The following is a 21401-nucleotide window of genomic DNA, read 5'->3' as shown; positions in this document are numbered from 1 at the left end:
CGACGGTCGGGGCGCGGCTGGAGGAGGCGTCGAAGCCGTAACCGGCGTTGAAACCGGCGTAGAAGCCCGTCCAGGTGAAGACCGGCACCGGGGTGAAGACCGGCGGCGGGGCGGCGCGGCGCGGCAGGTCGGCGGCCGAAGCGGCGGCGGTCAGGCCGGCGAGGCCGGCGAGAGCGGAGGTGGCGCGGAGAAAGAATTTCATGGTGACGGTCCTCAAAGGTGGTCCGGCTGCGCCGGCCCGAACTGGTTGATCCAGCGGTTCCGAGGTCGCTTTTGCTCGACGATGCCACCAGCTGCTGATGCAGCCCCTTGCGGCGGCCCGCCTTTATCCTCGTTACCTTGACGCTCTAAACGCACCCGAATGGTCAAGGTTCGCTTGCTGCCACGCTTTTTTTGCGGCTTCCCGTTTGACAGATTGTCGCACCCCCCCGTTCCGCCCGGTCAGTGGGTAAGGGCGATGGCCGAGATGAGGCGGCCGTAATCGGGCTCGCTGCGGTGGGTCGTCCGGCGGAAACTGTAGAAGCGGTCGGGTTCCGCGTAGGTGCAGCGGTTGAGGGCGGCGGCCTCGCCGATCCCCGCCTCGTTGAGGCGCGTCAGGATGAATCCGGGCAGGTCGAACTGCGCGTGGCCGGGCTTCGTGCCGCGACCGAGGAACCCGTCCATGCCGGGCGCCTCGGCCTTGAACCGGGCGATGAAATCCGGGCCGACCTCGTAATTGGCTTGGCTGATCGTCGGGCCGAGCACGGCCACGATGGAGGAGCGTTCCGCCCCGAGCTTTTCCATCGCCGCGACGGTGGCGCCGATCACCCCGGTGAGCGCGCCTTTCCAACCGGCATGGGCGGCGCCGATCACGCGGTTCTCCGGGTCGGCGAACAGTATCGGGCCGCAATCGGCGGTGGCGATGCCCAGCGCGAGGTCGGGCACCCGCGTCACCATCGCGTCGGCCTTCGGCCGCTCGTCGGCGGGGAAGGGCGCCTCGACCGTCACCACGTCGGCCGAATGGACCTGATATAGGCTCACCAACCGGTCGGAGGGCAGGCCAAGGGCGGCGCACATCCGCCCACGGTTCTCGGCCACGGCCTCCGGTCTGTCATTGGAACCGAGCCCGCCGTTCATGGAAGCGTAGATTCCCTCCGACACTCCTCCGACGCGGGTGAAGAAGGCGTGGCGGATGACCGGATGCGAGGACAATTCCGGTGCCTCGATGAACTGGCCTGCGCTCATAGCCCCGCCCTCACGTCAACTCTGACGCCCGGATAGCCCAAGGCGATGCGCGTGGCGATGTGATACCGATGTTGCAGTGCCGCATTATATGGGCATGGCTGGCTACGGCCGGCGGCACTTCCATGGAGGACCGCCATGCAACAGACGGACGAAAACGAGCGTCAGGAGCAGACCGCGCCGCACAAGATCGCGGGCGCACAGCGGGCGCCGGTTCCCTGCTACGAGCTTCCGGAACCCAAGGCCGAGGTCTCGGACGACGAAGGGCAGAAGGCTCCGAAGGACACCAACTCTGGTTTCGGCTCCTTCGAGAGCTGAACCCCTGGCGAACGCGCCTCCCGCGACACGCGCGGGGGGCGCCTCACCCCGGCGAGATGCCGGGCAGCGGCCCGAGGCCCGGCGCCGCCACCGCCATCACCTTGAACAACCGGCCCATCCCCTCGGGCCTGTCGTCCGTCAGCCGCGCGACGGCGGCATCGATGGCCTCGGCCTGGGCGTCATCCGCCCGCAGCCGGAGTTTCGCGGCGCGCTCGCGCAGGCCGAGCGCGGCCAGGAACGCGCCCTGATCGGTCGGCCCATGGACCGTTGCGCCCGCCTCCCGGGCGGCGAGCGCGAGCGCTGCGAAATCGACGTGGCAGGTCAGGTCGGCCTCGCCCGGCGCGGCGAGGGGATCGGCGAAGGCATGCCCCGACAGGGCCTGCAACGTGTCGCCGAAGCCGGGGCGGACATACCCGTAATCGAAGACGAGGAGCACGCCGCCCTGCGCGCAGACGCGGCGGGCGAGGGCGCGCACGAGATCGAGGCCCGGTCCCGGCACCGAGACGACGGCGCCGGTCGGCGCCTGCGCGGCGATGCCCGGCGTCGGTTCCGGCGCGAGGCCGAAGGCGAGGCTGCCCTCGGCGCCGAGGCCCACCAGCCGCTCGTGCCAGCCATCCGGGGCGCGGACGAACTGCCGAACCGGCAGGCAATCGAAGAACTCGTTGGCGATGAGGATCGCCGGCCCGTCCGGCAGCGTGTCGGGGGAGGCGTGCCACGTCGCGCCGGCCCCCGCGAGCCGGCTCTCCTGCGCCTGCCGAAGGACGGGGCTCGTCTCCACGAGATGGGGGGCGATGCGCACACCCGGCGCGGCAGCGCCCAGCGCCCGCAGGGCGTCGGCCATCAGCGTGCCCCGGCCGGGACCGAGTTCGGCGATGAGGAGCGGGTCCGGCCCGCCCATGGCCCGGTGGACATACGCCGCCCAGGCGCCGACCAGCTCGCCGAACATCTGCGTGATCTCGGGGGCGGTGGTGAAGTCGCCCCGCGCCCCGAGGGGATCGCGCGTGCGGTAATAGCCGTGGACCGGGTGGCCGAGGCACAGGGCCATGTAGCGGTCGATGCCGATCGGCCCCGTCTCGCGGACGATAGCCGCGATCTCGCTCCCCAGCGGCGTCACGCCTTGGCGCGCGCGGCCGGCGCCTCCTCGCCCGTCGCGGCGGCGGCCGTCCGCTTCGGCCGGGTGCGGCCCGTGGCAGCGAGCACGATGTAGGTCAGCCCCACCAGCATCATCGGGATGCAGAGGAGCATCCCCATGGTCACGCCGCCGCCCATCGGGCCGAGGCCGTTGCCGAACAGGAAGCCCAATTGCGCGTCCGGCTCGCGGAAGAACTCGCAGGCCGTCCGCGCCACGGCGTAGCCGAGCACGAAGATGCCGCCGAGAAGCCCTGGCTTGCGGAAGCCGAAGCGCCGCGCGCAGACCGCCATGACGATGAAGAGCAGCAGGCCCTCCGTCGCCGCCTCGTAGAGCTGGCTCGGGTGGCGCGGCAGCGGCCCGCCGGTCGGGAAGACGATCGCATAGGGAAAGTCGGGGGCGACCCGGCCCCACAATTCGCCGTTCACGAAGTTGGCGATGCGGCCGAAGAACAGGCCGATGGGCACCACCACCGCGCCGATGTCGAGCAACGTATACCCGTTGAGCCCGCGCGAGCGCGCGAACAGCAGGAAGGCGAGGATCGCGCCGAGGAAGCCGCCGTGGAAGGACATGCCGCCGTTGCGGATGGCCAGGATCTCCCACGGGTCGGCCATGTACATCGGCAGGTTGTAGAACAGCACGTAGCCGATGCGTCCGCCGAGGACGACGCCGAGCGCCACCCAGACGACGAGATCGTCGATGTCGGTGGGAACCGGGCGCTTCACCACGCCCCACAGCCGGTCGGCCATCACGAGGCGGCGCGCGTAGTACCACCCGCCGATCAGGCCGGCGATGTAGGCGAGGGCGTACCACTTGATGGTGATCGGCCCGATCGCGATGGCGACGGGATCGATCGCCGGAAAGGGCAGGGCGAGGAGCGGCATGGGCTGGATCTCCGCGGCGGGAGTGGCGCCGCAGGCCCGCGCCGTCAACCCCGGCGCAGGATCAGGAACCCGTGTCCGTCCGGCCCGGTCCCGTAGCAGGCACTGCCGTCCGAGGAGAGCCGCGCGCCGCGTAACGATCCCGTGAGAGCAGCCGGATCGTCGGCCGAGACGACGAACCGCGTGCTCGCCCGGTCGGACGGTCCATAGGTCTGCGCCGGCCGGCTCCGCGCCGGGGCGCGGTAGTGCAGAAGCTCCACATGCGGGGCGGGCACGGGGGGCGCCAGGGCGATCACGTCCACGACCGGATCGGGCAGGCCGTCGAGCCGCGCCTGCTCCGGCCCCTGGTTCAGCCCCCGCTCCGAGACCGTCAGGCCGAGCCCTTCGAGGCAGGCGATGGCGGCGTCGCGGTCGGTGACAGTGATGGCCGAATGGTCGAGGCCGAGGAACAGGCCGGGGGCGTCCGCCCAGCGCGCGGCGGGCTCGCCGCCGGGGAAGTGGATGAGTTCGAGGGGGTGCCCGTCCGGGTCGCGGAACTTGTAGGCGACGACGCCCCCGGTGGAGGGCGGCAGCACCTGCGGCCCGCCCTGGCTGATCGGCTCGGCCACGAGCCCGCGCGTCGCCGCCGCCATGTCGCGCACGACGAGGGCAAGGTGCTGGAACACCGGATCGGTCGCATCCGCCCCGGCAGGGTAGGGGGCGCCCGGTGGATCGGCCTGCACGAAGGCCACATGCTGTTCCCCGAGGCGCATCCGCAGCCGCCGGCCCGACAGGCCCAGCGCCTCGGCCTCCGCCGGAGGCACCGGCTCCGGCGGGGCTTCGGATTCGAAGCCGAGATGGTCGCGGTAGAAGCGCTCCGTCCGGTCGAGGTCGGCGACGGTGCGGTCGCAGCGCAGGATCGCGCGGATGCCGTTCACGGCCGGCTCGCCCCGCGCACGTTGGTGTAGATCGCGTAGACCGTGTGCGACGCGCAGAGGAACAGGCGGCTTCGGTTGCGACCGCCGAAGGTGAAATTCGCCACGGTGGAGGGCACGAAGATCTTGCCCAGCAACTCGCCGCCGGGATCGAGGCAATGCACCCCGTCTCCGGCGCTCGACCAGAGATTGCCGTCCTCGTCGCAGCGGATGCCGTCCGCGTTGCCGGGGTCGATGGTGCAGAACACCCGTCCGCCGGAAAGCCGCCCGTCGTCGCCGACGTCGAAGACGCGGATGTGCTGCACCGGCTCGGCCGCGAACTGAAGACCGGTCTCCACGATGTAGAGACGCGTCTCGTCAGGCGAGAAGCACAGGCCGTTCGGCCCCTGGAAATCGTCGGCCACCACCCTGAGAGAGCCGTCGCGCGGGTCGAAGCGGTAGACGTTGGCCGGAAGCTCCGCCTCCTGCTTGCCGCCCTCGTAATCGGTCTGGATCCCGTAATGCGGATCGCTGAACCAGATCGTCCCGTCCGACTTCACGACGATGTCGTTCGGCGAGTTGAGGCGCTTGCCCTCGTGGCGCTCGACCAGCGACGTGATGCTGCCGTCGAGCTCGGTGCGGTGGATGCGCCGGCCCCGGTGGGCGCAGGAGAGCAGCCGCCCCTCGCGGTCGCGGGTGTGGCCGTTCTCGAAGTCGCTGTCCCGGCGGAAGACGCTGAGGCCGCCGCCCTCGCTCCAGCGCATCACCCGGTTGTTCGGCAGGTCGGAGAACAGGAACTCGTCCCGGTCCCCGAACCAGACCGGGCCTTCCGTCCAGCGGAAGCCCTCGGCGAGCTTTTCCAGTTCCGCGTTCGGCAGCACGCAGCGCTTGAAGCGCGGCTGGGTCAGTTCGTACCCATCCATGGCGCGGCGCTTACTTGAAGCGGCCGGGCTGGTTGACCGTCGGCGTCACTTCGAGCCCGGTGACGATCATCGCGCACGGCTCGTTGCCCACCGTGCCGGAGAGATGGCCCTTCTTGCCGTCGCGCTCCTTGGTGTTCTGGTCTTCGCCCATCATCAGTTCGCCCGGCCCCATCTCGACGCGGGTGCCGTCCATGGTCTCCACGAACCACCGGCCGGAGAGGATGGCGATCCATTGCGGGCGGGGATTCTCGTGCCACTTGCCGACCCAGCCGACCGGCAGGACGGTGAAGGTGACGCCGGCTTCGGTCTTCTCCTGCTTGTCGTTCCATTGCGGCGCGGTCTGAGGATCGACGCCCTCGAACTTGAACTGCGTCAGCTCACACTTCTTCTGCCGGCTCACCCCGTCCGCGTCGGTGTAGACGTGCCAGTAGGCCATTGTCGGAGGGGTCGGCTCGCTCATCGTCGCTCCTTGCGCCGCCTCGTGCGGTCGTCCGGGCAACGTCGTTCGCGGCGGCGGGTTGCCACCCGCCATCGCAGGAAAGGGCGGCACGAGGGGCAGGGTTGCGCCCCCTGCCGCGAGGGCGAGGGCTTGGCGGCGGTTCAGGCGATCGGTGTGTTCGGACATGGTCCCTCCGCTCGCAAAGACGCGTGAGGGAGGCGTTTACATCCGGTCGGGCAGGCGATCGTCCTGCGCGAGGTTCGAGAAGCGGGTGATGTTCGCGTCGAACTGCAGTTCCACGGTGCCGGTCGGGCCGTGGCGCTGCTTGCCGATGATCACCTCGGCCTTGCCGTGGACGCGCTGCATCTCGGCCTCCCAGGCGAAGAACTCCTCCGTGCCCTCGCGCGGCTTCTTGTTGCCGACGTAATATTCTTCGCGGAACACGAACATCACCACGTCGGCGTCCTGCTCGATCGAGCCCGATTCACGCAGGTCCGACAGTTGCGGGCGCTTGTCGTCGCGGTTCTCCACCTGACGGGAGAGCTGGGACAGGGCGATCACCGGCACCGCCAGTTCCTTGGCCAGCGCCTTCAGGCCGGTGGTGATCTCGGTCATCTCCTGTACGCGGTTGTCGCTGCGCTTGCCGGAACCGGAGAGCAATTGCAGGTAGTCGATGATCAGGACATCGAGGCCCTTCTGGCGCTTCAGACGCCGGGCGCGGGCCGACAACTGGGCGATGGAGATGCCGCCGGTCTGGTCGATGTAGAACGGGATCGTTTGCATATCCCGCGCCGCATCGGTGATCTTGTAGAAGTCCTCCGGCCGGATGTCGCCGCGCCGGATCTTGTAGGACGGCACGCCCGATTGCTCGGCGATGATACGCGTCGCCAATTGCTCCGCCGACATTTCGAGGGAGAAGAACCCGACGATGCCGCCGTTCACCGTGCGGATCGTCCCGTCCTGGTGCTTCTCGCCCCGGTAGGCCTTGGCGACGTTGAAGGCGATGTTGGTGACGAGCGAGGTCTTACCCATGGCCGGGCGGCCGGCGAGGATGATCAAGTCGGACGATTGCAGTCCGCCCATCTTCGCATCGAGGTCGCTGAGCCCGGTGGCGATGCCGGAGAGCTTGCCCTCGCGCTGGTAGGCCTTGGCGGCCATGTCCACGGCGGCGGTGAGGGCGTCGGAGAATTTCTGGAAGCCGCCATCGTACTTGCCGGCCTCGGCCAGTTCGTAGAGTCGCCGCTCCGTCTCTTCGATCTGGTCGCGCGGGGCCTGCTCCACGGGCGCCTCGTAGGCGCCGTTCACAAGCTCCTCGCCGATGGCGATCAGCCGGCGGCGGATGGCGAGGTCGTAGATGGTGCGGCCGTACTCGGCCGCGTTGATCACCGTGGTGGCGTCGGCGGCGAGGCGGGCGAGGTACTGGATCACCGTCTGGCCGCCGAAATCGGCATCGCCCAGATAGGTCTTCATGGTGATCGGCGTCGCCAGCTTGCCGGATTTAATCAGCGAGGCCGCGACGGTGAAGATCTGCTGGTGGGCATCCTCCATGAAGTGCTCGGAGAGGAGGAAGTCCGACACGCGGTAATAGGCGTCGTTGTTCACGAGGATGGCGCCGAGCAGCGCCTGTTCCGCGTCGATGTTGTGCGGGGCGACGCGGTATTCCGCCTTCACCGCTTCGAGCTTGGCCGTAATCGCGTTGGGCAGTGCCATCGGCGGAACGTCTCCCGTCTGGCGCCCGAGCGGCGCATCTCACATCCCGACCATCGCCTCGAGTGGTTGACCGAAGCTTAGCCGATCACCGCGTTCCAGGGTCTCACCCCGGATGCGCGAATGCCCGCCGACTCGAAAGCGGGCGGGCATCCATGCTGGAACAAATACGGAACGTGTCAAGCGGTGACGGCGGTTCTCCCCGCAATCACCGCTGTGCAGAGCTCAGCCCCGGTCGTCCGCACCCTCGCCGGCATCGGCCAGGGCCGCGCCGACTTCGAGGCCCAGGTCGTCGAGGTTGAACGCATCGCGCTCGATGACCGCCTCGCCGCGAGCCTGACGCTCGGCCTCTTCCGGGCTCCGGGCGACGTTGACGGTGATCTGGATCTCGACCTCGGGGTGCAGCGTCACCGGCACGGTGAACAGGCCCAGCGTCTTGATCGGCTGGTTGAGGACGATCTGGCCGCGCTCGACAGAGAAGCCGTCCTTGGTGACGATCTCGGCGATGTCGCGGGTCGAGACGGAGCCGTAGAGCACGCCAGTCTCGCCGGACTGCCGGATGAGCATGAAGCTCTGGCCGTTCAGCTTCTCGGCGACGGCCTCGGCGTCCTTCTTGCGCTCGAGGTTGCGGGTCTCGAGCTGGGCGCGCTGGGTCTCGAAGTGCTTCTTGTTCGACTCGGTGGCGCGCAGGGCCTTGCCACGGGCAAGCAGGAAGTTGCGGGCGAAGCCGGGGCGGACGTTCACGGTCTCGCCCATCTGGCCGAGCTTGGCGACGCGTTCGAGCAGGATCACTTCCATTGTCTGTCTCCTTCGGGGGGTAGGGTGGGGCCGGACGGCCCCGGGGTCACGGCGCCACGGGGCCTTTCGGCCGGCGGCGGTCGAGGGCGGTATCGGCGAGGCCGAAAAGGGTGAGGGCGATCAGGGCGATGCCCTGGGTCACGAACAGGACCATGTACATCGCGAAGAGCATCAGCCCGCGCCCCGGCCGTCCGCGCGAGCGGTCGTGGAAGGCGGCGAGGCCCTGCAGGGCGAAGACGGCGGTGAAGGCGCCCACCAGGGCGACGCCGAGCACGCCGGCATAGCCCGGCGCGAAGCTCAGGAGCACGGCCAAGGCCAGCGCGCCGAGGCACGAGCGCGGCATCTTCGTGGAGGGCAGGTCGGGCCAGGGCCGCATCAGCCGGCCGGAGATGCGCACGATCCGCGCGGCGGCCCAGAGATAGAAGGTGAGGAGCATGGCCAAACCATGCGCGGCGAGCGCCGGCACGATGGTGGCGAAGGCGTCGGCCAGCTCGTCGCGGGTGACGTCGACCTTGCTGGCATCGTCCTTGGTCGCGTCATCCGGTGCCGCCTCGGGCGCCGCTTCGGGGGCCTTGTCCGCCTGCGGGGCGGGGCGGGGCGTCCCGGTGCGCGTCTCGACCAGGGCGTGCGAGAGCTTCTGGAGCTGCGCCTCGTAGGCCGCGAAGTTCGGCGAGGACAGGACCGCGATGGAGATGAAGGCGAGGGCGGCGGTCGCCGCGATCCAGCCGAGGAGACGGCCAGTCGGGTACCATTCGAGGCCTGCCGGCGTCTCGCGGCCGAGGAGCGCGAGGTAGGCGAGCCACCATGCGGGCAGGGCGATGTAGGCGGCGAAGGCGAGGCCCATGAAGGGCTGGATCACCCCCATCAGCACGAGGCTGCCCGTGGCGGCGGCGGCGAGCGCGGCCCGGTGGCTCCAGCCCAGGCCGACGATCAGGATCGGCAGCGGGGCGAGCAGGTAGAGGGTGACGGCAAGGCCAGTTCCCTTCAGCAGGACGCCGAAGAGGAGTGCGGAGACGAGGCCCGCGCCGATGCCGAGGACGAGGTTGTGGGTCATGGGTTCCGCTGTCCCCCCGCCCGCGAGGGAGGGGTTAGGGGCTGGAAGAACGCTGCCCCAACGATCGAGCGGGGTCGCCGCTCTGAAGGAGCCGGCCCGGGTTCGCCGGGCCGGCGGTTCTCGTGTCGCCTACTTGATCACGTAGGGGAGCAGGCCAAGGAAGCGCGAGCGCTTGATCGCCTGGGCGAGCTCACGCTGCTTCTTGGCCGACACCGCCGTGATGCGGGACGGGACGATCTTGCCGCGCTCCGACACGTAGCGGGAGAGGAGCTTCACGTCCTTGTAGTCGATCTTCGGCGCGTTGGCGCCGGAGAACGGGCAGGTCTTGCGACGACGGAAGAACGGACGACGGCCACCGCCGCCACCACCAGCACCGAAAGCCATGATCAGTTCTCCCCGCCGAAGCCGCCACCGCCGCCGCCGCCGAAGCCGTCGTCGTCACGACGCCGGCCACGCTCACGATCCTTGCGGTCGTCGCGGTCGCGCTTCTGCATCATCGCGGACGGCTCGGAATCGAGTTCCTCGACCCGCACCGTCATGAAACGCAGGATGTCTTCCGAGATCTGCATCTGGCGCTCCATCTCGGCGATCGCCGCAGGCGGCGCGTCGATGTTGAGGAGGGCGAAATGCGCCTTCCGGTTCTTCTTGATGCGGTAGGCGAGGGACTTTACGCCCCACATCTCGATCTTCTCGAGACGCCCGCCGTTCTGCTCGATGACGCCCTTGTAGGTGTCGATCATCGTCTCGACTTGCTGGGACGTCACATCCTGGCGCGCCAGGAGCACGTGCTCGTAGAGAGGCATTCCGGGCCTTTCATGGTCAAAGGAGGCCCGACCGCTTGCGCGGCATGTCCGGGCCGGTTCACTTTCACGTCTGCTCGGCGCCAAGCCCTTCGAGCCGATGTAAGGCCCGAGCGGTTGATCGAAGGCGGAGACACGGGACGACGGGGCGAACCCCTATGCCGCGAACGGCACCGTCCGTTCAGCCCCCGGCCGGAGCGAACGCAAGGGGCGCCCTTAGACCGTTTGGCCGCATGGCGCAAGTCCGAGAGCCTGTCGCGCGGCCTTGCGAAGAGGCGCGCAAGCCGACAGGTAAGGCCCCAGCGCAACGACCGAAGACGATCATGCCCGCCCATCCGCTCCGCCTCGGCGTCAACATCGATCACGTGGCCACCGTCCGCAACGCGCGGGGGAGCACCTATCCCGATCCGGTGCGCGCGGCGCGCCTCGCCGTGGAGGCCGGGGCCGACGGCATCACCGCCCACCTGCGCGAGGATCGCCGCCATATCCGCGATGCCGACATCGCCGCGCTGAAAACCGCCCTCACCGTGCCGCTGAACTTCGAGATGGCGGCGACCGACGAGATGGTCGCCCTCGCCATCGCCACCCGGCCACATGCCGCCTGCCTCGTGCCGGAGAAGCGCGAGGAGCGCACCACCGAGGGCGGGCTCGACATCGTCGGCGGGCGCGCGCACCTCGCCCCCCGCATCCGCGCCCTCGCGGAGGCGGGCATCCGCGTGTCGCTGTTCGTGGAGCCGGAGCCGGCGGTGATGGAGGCCGCCCATGCCCTGGGGGCGCCGGTCGTGGAACTGCACACCGGCAGCTATTGCGAGGCCGCCGTGGCGGGCGACCGGGCGGAAGTCGAGCGGGAACTCGCGCGCATCCGCCGTGCGGCCTCGCACGGCGATGGCCTCGGGCTGGAGATCCATGCCGGGCACGGGCTCACGACGGAGAGCGTCGGGCCGGTGGCGGCGGTGCCGGAGATCCGCGAACTCAACATCGGCCACGCGCTCATCGCCGACGCGATCTTCGTCGGCCTCCCCCAGGCGATCCGCGACATGCGCGCGGCGATGGACAGGGCGCGCGGATGATTCTCGGCATCGGCTCCGACCTCTGCGACATCCGCCGCATCGAGAAGACCCTGGCCCGGCACGGGGAGCGCTTCACGCACCGGGTCTATACGGAGGGCGAGCGCGCCCGCTGCGACCGACGCAAGGCCCGCGCGGAGGGCTATGCCCGGCGCTTCGCCGCCAAGGAGGCCTGCGCCAAGGCGCTGGGCACTGGCCTGAGCGAGGGCGTGTTCTGGCGGGACATGGAGGTGGTGAACCTCCCCTCCGGTCAGCCGACCCTGCGCCTTACCGGCGGCGCGGCCGAGCGGCTGGCGGCGATGGTCCCCGAGGGGCACGCGGCGCGGATCCATGTGAGCCTCACCGACGACCCGCCGCTGGCGCAGGCCTTCGTGGTCATTGAGGCCCTGCGGGATTAGGATGGGACCTCCGCGCGTTGCCGGGGGGCTTCGCATGGTTTAGATCGCCGCACCCAGCGGACACGATGGCGGCGCAATCCTCGCGAATGGATGGCGCAAAAGCCGCCCTCGGCGTCACCTCCCGGGCGCCGGACGGCGGACCCGGTCGATCAGTAGGAACGTGCGCGTGAATCACGAGGGCAAGTCGCTCGCCAAGCCGGCCGATACCGGCACCTGGGCGAGCATCCGCGAGACCCTGAAGGTCGGTATCCAGGCGCTGCTCATCGCGCTCGTGGTCCGCACCCTGCTGTTCCAGCCGTTCAACATCCCCTCGGGCTCGCTGGTGCCGACGCTGCTGATCGGCGACTACCTGTTCGTCTCGAAATACTCCTACGGCTACTCGAAGTTCTCGCTGCCGCTCTCGGAATACATTCCGATCGAGGCCAAGGGTCGGGTCTGGGCGGCCGAGCCGAAGCGCGGCGACATCGCCGTGTTCAAGCTGCCGAAGGACAATGCGACCGACTACATCAAGCGCGTGATCGGCCTGCCGGGCGACAAGATCCAGATGATCGACGGCGTCCTCAACATCAACGGCCAGGCGGTGAAGCGCGAGCGCATCGCCGATTACGAGACCGCTGACGCCTACGGCCAGCCGACCAAGGTGCCCCAGTACATGGAGACCCTGCCCGGCGGCGTGGCCCACCGGGTGATCGAGCGGGATGGGGACAACGGCTTCTGGGACCGGACGGAACTGTACACCGTCCCCGCCGGCCATTACTTCATGATGGGCGACAACCGCGACAACTCCACCGATTCGCGGGACCTCGCCAATGTCGGCTACGTGCCGTTCGCCAACTTCGTCGGGCGCGCCGAGATGATCTTCTTCTCCATCGACGAGGGTACGCCGGCCTGGCAGATCTGGAACTGGCCCGCCCACGTGCGCTGGACGCGCCTGTTCTCGACGATCCATTGAGCGCGGACGCGACACCCCTTCCGCGCGTCTCGGCGCGGGCCAAGCGAGCGCACAAGCCGCGCCCGCCGCTCGCCGAACTCGAGCAGAAGATCGGCCATGTTTTCGCGGACAGGGAGCTCCTGACCCGCGCGCTGACCCACACCAGCAAGGCCGCCGGCCGCAACGGCAGCTACCAGCGGCTCGAATTCCTGGGCGACCGGGTGCTCGGGTTGGCGGTGGCGGAGGGCCTTTACGCCGCCCTGCCGGATGCCGACGAGGGCGACCTCTCGCGCCAGCTCGCCGGCCTCGTACGGCGGGAGACCTGCGCGGCCGTGGCCGGCACTTGGGGCGTCGGCGCGCACCTGATTCTCGGCCAGGGCGAGGTGATGGGGGGCGGGCGCCGCAACCAGACCATCCTGGCCGACGTGTGCGAGGCGATCCTCGGCGCCGTCTATCTGGATGCCGGCTTCGATGCGGCCCGCGCCATCGTGGAAGCGCATTTCCGCCCGGCCGAGCCCGGCACCGCCCCGCGCGGGCGCGACGCGAAATCGACCCTGCAGGAATGGGCCATGAGCCGAAGCCTGCCGATTCCTACCTATGCCGTCGTGGAACGCACCGGCCCCGATCACGCCCCGCATTTCCGCATGGCGGTGCAGGTCGAGGGGCTGGAACCCGGCTACGGTGAGGGCACCTCGAAGCGTGTGGCCGAGCAGGCCGCCGCCGGGGCGCTGCTCGCCCGCGAAGGCATCCATGCGGTCGGTGAAGCCGCCGCGGAGACGACATGACCGATCAGGATACCCCCGACCCCGTGGGGCTCACGCCCACGCCCTTGCCCGGCACGCCGGCCGATTCGAAGGCAGGCTTCGTCGCGCTGATCGGCATTCCGAATGCCGGCAAGTCGACGCTGCTCAACAGCCTCGTCGGCACGAAGGTCTCCATCGTGTCGCGGAAGGTGCAGACCACCCGCGCCCTGGTGCGCGGCATCGTGATGGAGGGCGCGGCGCAGATCGTCCTCGTGGACACGCCCGGCATCTTCGCCCCCAAGCGCCGGCTCGACCGGGCGATGGTGCATTCCGCCTGGAGCGGCGCCGCCGATGCCGACGCGGTGTGCCTGCTGGTCGATGCCCGCAAGGGCGTGGACGAGGAGGTGCAGGCCATCCTCTCGCGTCTCAAGGACGTGAAGCGGGAGAAGCTGCTGATCCTCAATAAGATCGACCTGATCCCGCGTGAGCGGCTGCTGGCGCTGGCCGCGCAGCTGAACGAGGCGGCGCCCTTCGCCGAGACTTTCATGATCTCGGCCCTGAAGGGCGACGGCATCGGCGACCTGCGCAAGGCGCTGGCGGCGCGGATGCCCGCCGGCCCGTGGCTCTACCCGGAGGATCAGGTCTCCGACGCGCCCCTGCGGATGCTCGCCGCCGAGATCACCCGCGAGAAAATCTACGATCGGCTACACGAGGAATTGCCGTATCGCTCCACGGTCGAGACCGACCAGTGGCAGGTGAAGACCGATGGGTCGGTGCGGATCGAGCAGACAATCTTCGTGGAGCGCGAGAGCCAGCGCTCCATCGTTCTGGGCAAGAACGGCCAGACCATCCGCTCCATCGGTCAGGCCGCGCGCCTCGAGATCGCCGAGGCGGCGGAGGCGACGGTCCACCTGTTCCTGCACGTGAAGGTGCGCGAGAACTGGGCCGACGATCCCGCGCGCTACCGCGAGATGGGTCTCGAATTCCCCCGCGGCTGATCCGCCCCCGTGCTGGGCAGCGAGGGGCGCCCGGTGTATCAGGGAGTCATCCCCCCGATTCCCTGTCTGGCGAACGCGCTCACGGACTGCGTGCGGGGGTGATGTTTCCCCGAATGTTTACTCGATAGCCCTCGCACCATGTCCCACGCCGTCTACGGCTTGCCTCCCGTCGACCTTGCCGAAACACCCGACGCGGCCCTGCAGGTCTCGCCCGTCATCGTCGGTTCGTCGCGTCTCGAAGACGTTGCGGATGCGAGCCTCGAAGGTGCGACCGTGTACGCGCCGGCCGGCACGATCGAGCGCCGCTACGTCCTCGCCCATGCGCTCCGCGCCCTCGCGCCCGGCGCGCGGCTGACGGCGCTGGCGCCGAAGGATCGCGGCGGCGCGCGCCTCGCTAAGGAACTCGCCGGCTTCGGCTGCGTGCCGTCGGACATGCCGAAGCGCCACCACCGCATCTGCACCGTCGCCCGCCCGCCCGAGCCGGCGGGGCTCGGGGTCGCCATCGACGAGGGTGGGCCGCGCCACATCGACAACCTCGCCCTGTGCACGCAGCCGGGCGTCTTCTCCTGGGACAGGCTCGATCCGGGCACGGCCCTGCTGATGACCCGCTTGCCGGCGCTCAAGGGGCGCGGCGTCGATCTCGGCTGCGGCCTCGGCCTGCTCGGCCGGATGGTGCTGGGCTCCTCCGCCGTCACCGAGATCACCCTGATCGACCTGGACCGGCGGGCCATCGAGATGGCCAAGCGCAACGTCTCCGATCCGCGCGCGAAGATCGTCTGGGGGGACCTTCGGGCGGCATCGGCCCTGCCCACCGGCCTCGACTTCGCCGTGAGCAACCCGCCCTTCCACGACGGCGGCGCCGAGGATCAGGCGCTGGGCAAGACCTTCATCCAGCGGGCGGCCGATTCCCTCAGGTCGGGCGGGACGCTGTGGCTCGTGGCCAACGCGCACTTGCCCTACGAGGCGACCCTGCGTGAGCGGTTCCGCAGCGTCGAGACGGTGGCGCAGGAGGGCGGCTACAAGGTGTTCGAGGCAAGGCGGTGAGCAAGGCCGTCCGCCTCGACAAGCTGCTGGCCAATCTTGGCTACGGCTCCCGCCGGGAGATCCAGACCCTCGCGCGGATGGGCGAGATCCGCCTCGACGGCGCGGCCCTGTCCGATGCCGGCGAGCGGATCGCCCTGACGCCGGACCTGCCGGCCCGTCTCACGGTGGAAGACGAACCCCTCGATCCGCTGCCCGGCCTGTGCCTGCTGCTGCACAAGCCGGTGGGCGTCACCTGCTCGCACAAGGAGGCGGGGCCGCTGGTCTACGGGCTGCTGCCGGAGCGCTGGCGCCACCGCGACCCGCCCCTCTCGACGGTGGGGCGGCTCGACAAGGACACGTCCGGCCTGCTGCTGCTCACCGACGACGGCGCCCTGCTGCACCGGATCATTTCGCCGAAGGCCAACGTCGCCAAGCGCTATCGAGTGACGCTCGCCCGGGCGCTCCGGGGCGACGAGGAGGCCGCGCTCGCCGCCGGCACGCTCATGCTCGACGGGGAGGACAGGCCCCTCCTGCCGGTTGCGATGGAGACGCAGGACGCGACCCATTGCGCGGTTACGCTGACGGAGGGCCGCTACCATCAGGTGCGCCGGATGTTCGCGGCGCTCGGCAACCATGTGGAGGCGTTGCACCGTGACCGGGTCGGCGGCCTCGACCTGCCCGGCGACCTGCCGGCGGGAGAATTCCGCGTCCTTGGGGAGGCGGAGATCGCCGCGCTGTTCAGTGCAGGACTTTGACGAAGGCGAGCACCGCGCCAAGAATCGCCAGCGTCTGGAAGCCGATGAGGCCCGCGACCCAGCGGATGATCTCTGAGCGGGTCTCCGCCAACTCGGCGCGTAGATCGGACTTGGTGACGAGATCGCCCTGCAGGGCTTCCGACATGGCGTCGGCCAGCCCTTCGGCCTGTTCAGGGGGAAGCTTCGCCTTCTCGCGAAGGGCGCGAACAAAGCGGAGGGTGTCGAAGGCGACGGCGGTCATGGCATCTTGTTATGTGCTGCCGAACCCACGGGCTGCAAGATCGCCTGCGAGGGACCGGGAATGCTCCGGACGAAGTAGTCCAAATCCTCCACAGACTTGCCACCGCCGGGTGGTTCTGCTAACCGCCCGACCCATCCCACACGCGGAGCCGGCCCCATGATTCAATGGGGCGTTTCCGGTGGCCGGCTTGAGGCCGGTCGCAACCCTCCGCGGCGGATTTAACCGGAGAGAGATTTACGATGGCCGTCGACTTTTCCATGCGTCAGCTGCTCGAAGCCGGCGCTCACTTCGGGCACCAGTCGCACCGCTGGAACCCGAAGATGCAGCCCTACATCTTCGGCACCCGCAACAACATCCACATCATCGACCTCGCCCAGACCGTCCCGGCGATGCATCAGGCCCTCCAGGCCGTGAGCGACACCGTGGCCCGTGGCGGCCGCGTGCTGTTCGTCGGCACGAAGCGCCAGGCCGCCGACACGATCGCCGAGGCCGCCCGCCGTTCGGCCCAGTACTACGTCAACTCCCGCTGGCTCGGCGGCACGCTGACCAACTGGAAGACGATTTCGGGCTCGATCTCGCGCCTCCGCAAGGTCTCCGAGACGCTGGAGACCGGCGGCCCGGGCCTGACCAAGAAGGAGCGCCTGATGCTGTCCCGTGAGAAGGACAAGCTCGAGAAGGCGCTCGGCGGCATCAAGGACATGGGCGGCGTGCCGGACCTGCTGTTCGTGATCGACACCAACAAGGAGCAGCTGGCGATCAAGGAGGCGAACCGCCTCGGCATCCCGGTCGCCGCCGTGGTCGACACCAACTGCAACCCCGACGGCATCACCTACGTCGTGCCGGCGAACGACGACGCGGGCCGCGCCATCGCGCTGTACTGCGACCTGATCGCCCGCGCTGCCATCGACGGCATCTCGCGTGCCCAGGGTTCGTCGGGCGTCGACCTCGGCGCCTCCGAGGAGCCGATGGCCGAAGAGCTGCCGGCCAACGACGACTCCGCCCCGGCCTCCGTGGCGACCGACTCCCTCGATCCGGCCGACGTGGCGATGCTCGCCGAGTCGACCGAGCATTTCGAGCTTCTCGCCGCCCCGCGCGGCGCCCCCGACGACCTGACCAAGCTGAACGGCGCCGGTCCGCAGATCGTCCAGAAGCTCAACGATGCCGGCATCTACCATTACTGGCAGATCGCCGCGATGACCCCCGAGGAAGTCGCCAAGGTCGATGCCGACCTGAAGCTCAACGGCCGCATCGACCGCGATTCGTGGGTCTCGCAGGCCCGCGGCTTCGTCGAGGCCGCCGCCGCGGCCTGATCCGACCGGAGCGTGGACCGGCCGTCATCGGCCGGTCGCACACCCCAGCCTACCGGGCCCGGCCGCTCGCCCCGAGCGCCGGGCCTCTGTCATCGAACCGCCCTCAACCGCACGAAAGGAACCGGCCATGGCCAACATCACTGCCGCGATGGTGAAGGAGCTTCGCGAGAAGACCGGCGCCGGCATGATGGATTGCAAGGGCGCCCTCGCCGAGACGCAGGGTGACATCGAGGCCGCCGTCGATTGGCTGCGCAAGAAGGGTCTCGCCAAGGCCGCCAAGAAGGCCGGCCGCGTCGCCGCCGAGGGCCTTGTGGCCGTCGAGTCCGCCGGGCACCACGCCGCCATCGTCGAGGTGAACTCCGAGACTGACTTCGTGGCCCGCAACGACGGCTTCCAGGCCTTCGCCCGCGAGGCCGCCAAGATCGCCCTCAACACCGACGGCACCCTCGAAGGCCTGCAGAACGCGACCTTCCCCGGTTCGTCCGAGACCGTCTCGGCCCAGCTGCAGAGCCTGATCGCCACGATCGGCGAGAACATGAACCTGCGTCGCGTCGCCAAGCTCGACGTGACGAAGGGCGTGATCGCCAGCTACGTCCACAGCCAGATCGCCGACGGCCTCGGCAAGATCGGCGTGCTCGTGGCCCTCGAGTCTGAGGGGGACGTGGACGCCCTCTCGACGCTCGGCCGCCAGATCGCGATGCACGTCGCGGCAACGAACCCGGTGGCTCTCGACGCCTCCGGCGTCGATGCCGGGACCGTGGAGCGCGAGTCGAACATCCTGCGTGAGAAGAACGCCGGCAAGCCGGATCACGTCATGCAGAAGATCATCGAGAGCGGCCTGAAGTCCTACTACAAGGAGGTCACTCTCCTGGAGCAGCCCTTCGTGCACGACGGCTCGAAGACCGTCTCCCAGGTGCTGAAGGAAGCGGCCGGCAAGGTCGGCGGCCCCGTCACCCTGAAGGGCTTCGTCCGCTATGCGCTGGGCGAGGGCATCGAGAAGGAAGAAGGCCCGGACTTCGCGACCGAGGTCGCCCAGCAGGCCGGTCGCGCCTGATCCGAACGGATCCCTCGCGGATCGTTGCGAAGCCCGCCGGGTCGCCCCCGGCGGGCTCTGTTCTGCGCACTCGCGCGTGTCGTTTTTGTGCGGTGCAATAATCCGCCCTGGCACGTGCCCCGACGCACAGCGTGACCATGGCCGGACCCCTACCTTGGGCTCATGGCAAAGAGCTTCAGCTACCTCATGATCGGTGTCTTCGCTTCCGGCCTTTTCATGACGGCCGCGGGCGTGCTGGATTTCGTCTCCAGCCACTGACACCACCCGGCCCTCCGGGCCGGCTTCCCCTCGACGGGTCCACCACTTCATCACCGGGCTGCCCAGGCAGTCCGGTGATTTCGTCTGTGCTGCCCTCGACGCGCGAGCGGGGTCTGGCGTAGAAGCTGCCGCCCGGCGGTTCGGGCTGTCACGAGGACTCCAGATGCCCGCATCGACGCCCTTTCGTCGTGTGCTCGTGAAGCTCTCCGGCGAAGCCCTGGCGGCCCCCGATGGCTATTGGCTGCATCCCCCGACCCTGGCTGCTTTGGCCGAGGACATCTCCCGGTCCATCGAGAAGGGGCTGGAGATCGCCATCGTCGTCGGCGGCGGCAACATGATCCGTGGCGCGCGCATCTCGGCGGCCGGCTGGATCGACCGGGCGACCGGCGATTCGCTGGGCATGATGGCGACGGTGATGAACTCGCTGGCCATCGAGACCGCCCTCAACGCAGCGGGCGTGCAGGCGCGGACGATGTCGGCCGTGTCGATGCCGACGATCTGCGAGACCTATGCCCGGCAGCCGGCCCTGCACCACCTCGACAAGGGGCAGGTGGTGGTCCTCGCGGGCGGCACCGGCAACCCGTATTTCACCACCGACACCGCCGCCGTTCTGCGCGCCGCCGAGTTGCGCTGCGATGCCGTGCTGAAGGCGACGCAGGTGGACGGGGTCTATTCGGCCGATCCGAAGAAGGACCCCAACGCCGTCCGCTACGACCGCATCACCCATGACGAGGCCATCGCCCGCGACCTGAAGGTGATGGACACCGCCGCCTTCGCGCTCGCCCGCGAGAGCCGGTTGTCGATCGTGGTCGGCTCGGTCCACGCGCCGAGTTCCATCGCCGCGATCCTGTCGGGTGACGCCCCTTCGACCCATGTGATCCCCTAACACTGGGGATGCTGCAACCCGGCGTTTGCGGGCGAGAAAAAATTCGTCCATTGAGGCCGCGATCGCGCGCCCTGCGCTGCGCCCCCTTTCCACCATGCCCGTAGGGACCTGACGCCATGGCCACTCCGGAATTCGATCTCAACGACATCAAGCGCCGTATGCAGGGCGCCGTCTCGTCTCTCTCGAAGGATCTCGGCTCCCTGCGCACCGGCCGAGCCACGCCGGGTCTGGTCGATCCGATCCAGGTCGATGCCTACGGATCGATGACGCCGATGTCCCAGGTGGCGACGGTGAGCGTGCCGGAGCCGCGTCTCCTGTCCATCTCGGTCTGGGACCGCAGCATGGTCAGCGCCGTCGAGAAGGCGATCCGTGAGTCCGACCTCGGCCTCAATCCGCAGACGGAAGGGCAGACGATCCGCCTGCGCATTCCCGAGATGAACGAGCAGCGCCGCAAGGAAATGGTGAAGGTCGCGCACAAGTATGCGGAGGAGGCCCGCGTCGCCGTGCGCCACGTCCGCCGCGATGGGCTCGATCACCTGAAGAAGCTCCTGAAGGACAGCGCCATCTCCGAGGACGACGAGAAGCGTCAGGCCGGCGACGTCCAGAAGGTCACGGATTCCCACATCGCCGAGATCGACGGCGTGCTGTCGTCGAAGGAAAAGGAAATCATGCAGGTCTGAGGCCGGCGTGACCGTGGTCCCGGCCGAGGCGGTTTCGGCCGCGCCCATCGCTCCCGTGCGCCGCTCGCGCCGGGAGTTGTGGCTGCGCGTCGCCTCGGGGATCGTCCTGGGAGCCGCCGTCATTGCGGCATTGATCCAGGGCGGATGGGCCTTCGCGGCCGTGTGGCTCGTGGCCGGCATCGCCGGATACGGCGAATGGATCGTCATGAGCCGCGTCGAGCCGCGCGAGGTGCTGATCGCGCTGGGCGCCGCAACGCTGGCCGCGATGGTTCTGGCCCTCCAGCAAAACGCCCCTGCTGTTGCCTGTGCTGCGATCCTCGTCCTCGGGGCGGCGGCCTGCGCCACCGTCGCGCGCACCGGCGCGGGGCGGGCGAGGGCGCTGGTCGGCCTCCTCTGCGCGGGGGTGATCGCGGCGGTGCCGACCGCCCTGCGGGACGACGCCACCCTGGCGCTGATCGGGCCGATCTGGATGTTCGCGGTGGTCTGGGCGACCGACATCACCGCCTATTTCGTCGGGCGCCGCCTCGGCGGGCCGAAGCTGATGCGGCGGGTCTCGCCCAACAAGACGTGGTCGGGTGCTCTGGGTGGCCTTCTCGGCGCCGTCGCCGCCGGGACGCTGGTCGCTGTCGGCGCGGACCTGATGGGGATGACCCTGCCGCGCGGCGCCTCCCTGCCGGTGGTGGCGGGCGTGAGCGCGCTGGCCTCCGTGCTGTCCCAGGCGGGTGACCTCTACGAATCGTGGCTGAAGCGCCGCCACGGCGTGAAGGATTCGAGCCGCATCATCCCCGGCCATGGCGGGGTGATGGACCGGCTCGACGGGTTTTTCGCCGTCGCCGTGCTCGCGGGACTCTATCTCGCCCTGCGCGGGTATGGCCTGATCGGCTAATATCTCAG

Annotated in this window: 25 protein-coding genes and 1 pseudogene; 13 read left to right on the top strand and 13 right to left on the bottom strand. The window is 69.4% G+C overall.

What is annotated here, in order from left to right:
* Both AAHF99_RS24510 and pgeF read right to left on the bottom strand, forming a co-directional pair.
* Positions 1-202 (bottom strand): annotated as a pseudogene (locus tag AAHF99_RS24510) (porin family protein); the annotation flags it as partial.
* Positions 203-441: 239 nt separating this feature from the next.
* On the bottom strand, positions 442-1224 hold the full coding sequence (pgeF, locus tag AAHF99_RS24505) for a peptidoglycan editing factor PgeF (RefSeq protein ID WP_342166972.1): 783 nt from the start codon (positions 1222-1224) through the stop codon (positions 442-444).
* A 135-nt stretch (positions 1225-1359) separates the two neighbouring features.
* Between pgeF and AAHF99_RS24500 the strand changes: the two genes are divergently transcribed.
* Entirely contained in the window at positions 1360-1539 is a 180-nt protein-coding gene (locus AAHF99_RS24500) for a hypothetical protein (RefSeq protein WP_342166971.1), read from the top strand.
* A gap of 43 nt (positions 1540-1582) precedes the next feature.
* Here the strand turns inward: AAHF99_RS24500 and AAHF99_RS24495 are convergent, their stop codons facing one another.
* From AAHF99_RS24495 to rpsF, 10 genes are all read right to left on the bottom strand, one after another.
* Positions 1583-2653 carry a class I SAM-dependent methyltransferase gene (locus AAHF99_RS24495; RefSeq protein WP_342166970.1) on the bottom strand — a complete coding sequence of 357 codons (1071 nt, stop codon included), beginning with the start codon at positions 2651-2653 and terminating at the stop codon, positions 1583-1585.
* Positions 2650-3552, bottom strand: coding sequence for a prolipoprotein diacylglyceryl transferase (gene lgt / locus AAHF99_RS24490; RefSeq protein ID WP_342166969.1), 903 nt, complete (start codon positions 3550-3552; stop codon positions 2650-2652). Before lgt ends, AAHF99_RS24495 begins: the two co-directional genes overlap by 4 nt.
* A 44-nt stretch (positions 3553-3596) precedes the next feature.
* Positions 3597-4466, bottom strand: a complete 870-nt coding sequence (locus AAHF99_RS24485) for a VOC family protein (protein ID WP_342166968.1) — start codon at positions 4464-4466, stop codon at positions 3597-3599.
* On the bottom strand, positions 4463-5365 hold the full coding sequence (locus tag AAHF99_RS24480; RefSeq protein ID WP_342166967.1) for an SMP-30/gluconolactonase/LRE family protein: 903 nt from the start codon (positions 5363-5365) through the stop codon (positions 4463-4465). Before AAHF99_RS24480 ends, AAHF99_RS24485 begins: the two co-directional genes overlap by 4 nt.
* A 10-nt stretch (positions 5366-5375) precedes the next feature.
* Entirely contained in the window at positions 5376-5990 is a 615-nt protein-coding gene (locus AAHF99_RS24475; RefSeq protein WP_342166966.1) for a cupin domain-containing protein, read from the bottom strand.
* 36 nt (positions 5991-6026) lie between these two features.
* Positions 6027-7514, bottom strand: coding sequence for a replicative DNA helicase (locus tag AAHF99_RS24470; RefSeq protein WP_243951997.1), 1488 nt, complete (start codon positions 7512-7514; stop codon positions 6027-6029).
* A gap of 222 nt (positions 7515-7736) precedes the next feature.
* Positions 7737-8309, bottom strand: a complete 573-nt coding sequence (gene rplI / locus AAHF99_RS24465; protein ID WP_342166965.1) for a 50S ribosomal protein L9 — start codon at positions 8307-8309, stop codon at positions 7737-7739.
* 46 nt (positions 8310-8355) lie between these two features.
* Positions 8356-9363: a DUF2232 domain-containing protein gene (locus tag AAHF99_RS24460; protein ID WP_342166964.1), complete on the bottom strand. Its 1008-nt coding sequence runs from the start codon at positions 9361-9363 to the stop codon at positions 8356-8358.
* A 129-nt stretch (positions 9364-9492) separates the two neighbouring features.
* Positions 9493-9747: a 30S ribosomal protein S18 gene (gene rpsR / locus AAHF99_RS24455; RefSeq protein WP_091948993.1), complete on the bottom strand. Its 255-nt coding sequence runs from the start codon at positions 9745-9747 to the stop codon at positions 9493-9495.
* Positions 9748-9749: 2 nt separating this feature from the next.
* A complete protein-coding gene (gene rpsF / locus AAHF99_RS24450) occupies positions 9750-10166 on the bottom strand; it encodes a 30S ribosomal protein S6 (protein ID WP_243952000.1) in 417 nt (138 codons plus the stop codon).
* Between the two features lie 320 nt (positions 10167-10486).
* On the opposite strand from rpsF, the gene AAHF99_RS24445 reads away from it, so the two are divergent.
* The 7 genes from AAHF99_RS24445 to AAHF99_RS24415 all read left to right on the top strand — a co-directional run bounded on the left by AAHF99_RS24445 (position 10487) and on the right by AAHF99_RS24415 (position 16078).
* Positions 10487-11233 carry a pyridoxine 5'-phosphate synthase gene (locus AAHF99_RS24445; protein WP_342166963.1) on the top strand — a complete coding sequence of 249 codons (747 nt, stop codon included), beginning with the start codon at positions 10487-10489 and terminating at the stop codon, positions 11231-11233.
* Positions 11230-11628, top strand: coding sequence for a holo-ACP synthase (acpS, locus tag AAHF99_RS24440; RefSeq protein WP_342166962.1), 399 nt, complete (start codon positions 11230-11232; stop codon positions 11626-11628). Before AAHF99_RS24445 ends, acpS begins: the two co-directional genes overlap by 4 nt.
* A gap of 166 nt (positions 11629-11794) precedes the next feature.
* A complete protein-coding gene (lepB, locus tag AAHF99_RS24435; protein ID WP_342166961.1) occupies positions 11795-12580 on the top strand; it encodes a signal peptidase I in 786 nt (261 codons plus the stop codon).
* Positions 12550-13344: a ribonuclease III gene (gene rnc, locus AAHF99_RS24430; RefSeq protein ID WP_412759944.1), complete on the top strand. Its 795-nt coding sequence runs from the start codon at positions 12550-12552 to the stop codon at positions 13342-13344. Before lepB ends, rnc begins: the two co-directional genes overlap by 31 nt.
* Entirely contained in the window at positions 13341-14300 is a 960-nt protein-coding gene (era, locus tag AAHF99_RS24425) for a GTPase Era (protein ID WP_342166959.1), read from the top strand. Before rnc ends, era begins: the two co-directional genes overlap by 4 nt.
* Before the next feature lie 138 nt (positions 14301-14438).
* A complete protein-coding gene (locus AAHF99_RS24420) occupies positions 14439-15344 on the top strand; it encodes a class I SAM-dependent methyltransferase (RefSeq protein WP_342166958.1) in 906 nt (301 codons plus the stop codon).
* The gene (locus AAHF99_RS24415; protein ID WP_342166957.1) at positions 15341-16078 is read left to right on the top strand and encodes a pseudouridine synthase; all 738 of its coding nucleotides are present in this window, start codon (positions 15341-15343) and stop codon (positions 16076-16078) included. Before AAHF99_RS24420 ends, AAHF99_RS24415 begins: the two co-directional genes overlap by 4 nt.
* Here the strand turns inward: AAHF99_RS24415 and AAHF99_RS24410 are convergent.
* A complete protein-coding gene (locus AAHF99_RS24410; protein ID WP_342166956.1) occupies positions 16062-16319 on the bottom strand; it encodes a CCDC90 family protein in 258 nt (85 codons plus the stop codon). The genes AAHF99_RS24415 and AAHF99_RS24410 overlap by 17 nt on opposite strands.
* A gap of 239 nt (positions 16320-16558) precedes the next feature.
* On the opposite strand from AAHF99_RS24410, the gene AAHF99_RS24405 reads away from it, so the two are divergent.
* The 5 genes from AAHF99_RS24405 to AAHF99_RS24385 all read left to right on the top strand — a co-directional run bounded on the left by AAHF99_RS24405 (position 16559) and on the right by AAHF99_RS24385 (position 21393).
* The gene (locus AAHF99_RS24405) at positions 16559-17629 is read left to right on the top strand and encodes a 30S ribosomal protein S2 (protein ID WP_342166955.1); all 1071 of its coding nucleotides are present in this window, start codon (positions 16559-16561) and stop codon (positions 17627-17629) included.
* Positions 17630-17756: 127 nt separating this feature from the next.
* Positions 17757-18683 carry a translation elongation factor Ts gene (tsf, locus tag AAHF99_RS24400; RefSeq protein ID WP_342166954.1) on the top strand — a complete coding sequence of 309 codons (927 nt, stop codon included), beginning with the start codon at positions 17757-17759 and terminating at the stop codon, positions 18681-18683.
* 421 nt (positions 18684-19104) lie between these two features.
* Entirely contained in the window at positions 19105-19827 is a 723-nt protein-coding gene (gene pyrH / locus AAHF99_RS24395) for a UMP kinase (protein WP_342166953.1), read from the top strand.
* Positions 19828-19943: 116 nt separating this feature from the next.
* A complete protein-coding gene (gene frr, locus AAHF99_RS24390) occupies positions 19944-20507 on the top strand; it encodes a ribosome recycling factor (protein ID WP_342166952.1) in 564 nt (187 codons plus the stop codon).
* Between the two features lie 13 nt (positions 20508-20520).
* Complete coding sequence (locus AAHF99_RS24385) at positions 20521-21393, top strand: phosphatidate cytidylyltransferase (RefSeq protein WP_342166974.1); 873 nt, start codon at positions 20521-20523, stop codon at positions 21391-21393.
* Positions 21394-21401 lie beyond the last annotated feature (8 nt).

The organism is Methylobacterium litchii (genome assembly GCF_038442315.1).
Lineage (GTDB): Bacteria > Pseudomonadota > Alphaproteobacteria > Rhizobiales > Beijerinckiaceae > Methylobacterium > Methylobacterium litchii.
Note: the sequence above shows the minus strand (reverse complement) of the source record. Positions and strands in the feature narration are given on the sequence as shown.

Bases quoted from the DNA above. Each gene is read 5' to 3' on its own strand.
- pgeF (WP_342166972.1), bottom strand. From the start codon at position 1,224: ATGAGCGCAGGCCAGTTCATCGAGGCACCGGAATTGTCCTCGCATCCG.
- AAHF99_RS24500 (WP_342166971.1), top strand. From the start codon at position 1,360: ATGCAACAGACGGACGAAAACGAGCGTCAGGAGCAGACCGCGCCGCAC.
- lgt (WP_342166969.1), bottom strand. From the start codon at position 3,552: ATGCCGCTCCTCGCCCTGCCCTTTCCGGCGATCGATCCCGTCGCCATC.
- AAHF99_RS24480 (WP_342166967.1), bottom strand. From the start codon at position 5,365: ATGGATGGGTACGAACTGACCCAGCCGCGCTTCAAGCGCTGCGTGCTG.
- AAHF99_RS24475 (WP_342166966.1), bottom strand. From the start codon at position 5,990: ATGTCCGAACACACCGATCGCCTGAACCGCCGCCAAGCCCTCGCCCTC.
- AAHF99_RS24470 (WP_243951997.1), bottom strand. From the start codon at position 7,514: ATGGCACTGCCCAACGCGATTACGGCCAAGCTCGAAGCGGTGAAGGCG.
- rplI (WP_342166965.1), bottom strand. From the start codon at position 8,309: ATGGAAGTGATCCTGCTCGAACGCGTCGCCAAGCTCGGCCAGATGGGC.
- AAHF99_RS24460 (WP_342166964.1), bottom strand. From the start codon at position 9,363: ATGACCCACAACCTCGTCCTCGGCATCGGCGCGGGCCTCGTCTCCGCA.
- rpsR (WP_091948993.1), bottom strand. From the start codon at position 9,747: ATGGCTTTCGGTGCTGGTGGTGGCGGCGGTGGCCGTCGTCCGTTCTTC.
- rpsF (WP_243952000.1), bottom strand. From the start codon at position 10,166: ATGCCTCTCTACGAGCACGTGCTCCTGGCGCGCCAGGATGTGACGTCC.
- AAHF99_RS24445 (WP_342166963.1), top strand. From the start codon at position 10,487: ATGCCCGCCCATCCGCTCCGCCTCGGCGTCAACATCGATCACGTGGCC.
- acpS (WP_342166962.1), top strand. From the start codon at position 11,230: ATGATTCTCGGCATCGGCTCCGACCTCTGCGACATCCGCCGCATCGAG.
- era (WP_342166959.1), top strand. From the start codon at position 13,341: ATGACCGATCAGGATACCCCCGACCCCGTGGGGCTCACGCCCACGCCC.
- AAHF99_RS24420 (WP_342166958.1), top strand. From the start codon at position 14,439: ATGTCCCACGCCGTCTACGGCTTGCCTCCCGTCGACCTTGCCGAAACA.
- AAHF99_RS24410 (WP_342166956.1), bottom strand. From the start codon at position 16,319: ATGACCGCCGTCGCCTTCGACACCCTCCGCTTTGTTCGCGCCCTTCGC.
- AAHF99_RS24405 (WP_342166955.1), top strand. From the start codon at position 16,559: ATGGCCGTCGACTTTTCCATGCGTCAGCTGCTCGAAGCCGGCGCTCAC.
- tsf (WP_342166954.1), top strand. From the start codon at position 17,757: ATGGCCAACATCACTGCCGCGATGGTGAAGGAGCTTCGCGAGAAGACC.
- pyrH (WP_342166953.1), top strand. From the start codon at position 19,105: ATGCCCGCATCGACGCCCTTTCGTCGTGTGCTCGTGAAGCTCTCCGGC.
- frr (WP_342166952.1), top strand. From the start codon at position 19,944: ATGGCCACTCCGGAATTCGATCTCAACGACATCAAGCGCCGTATGCAG.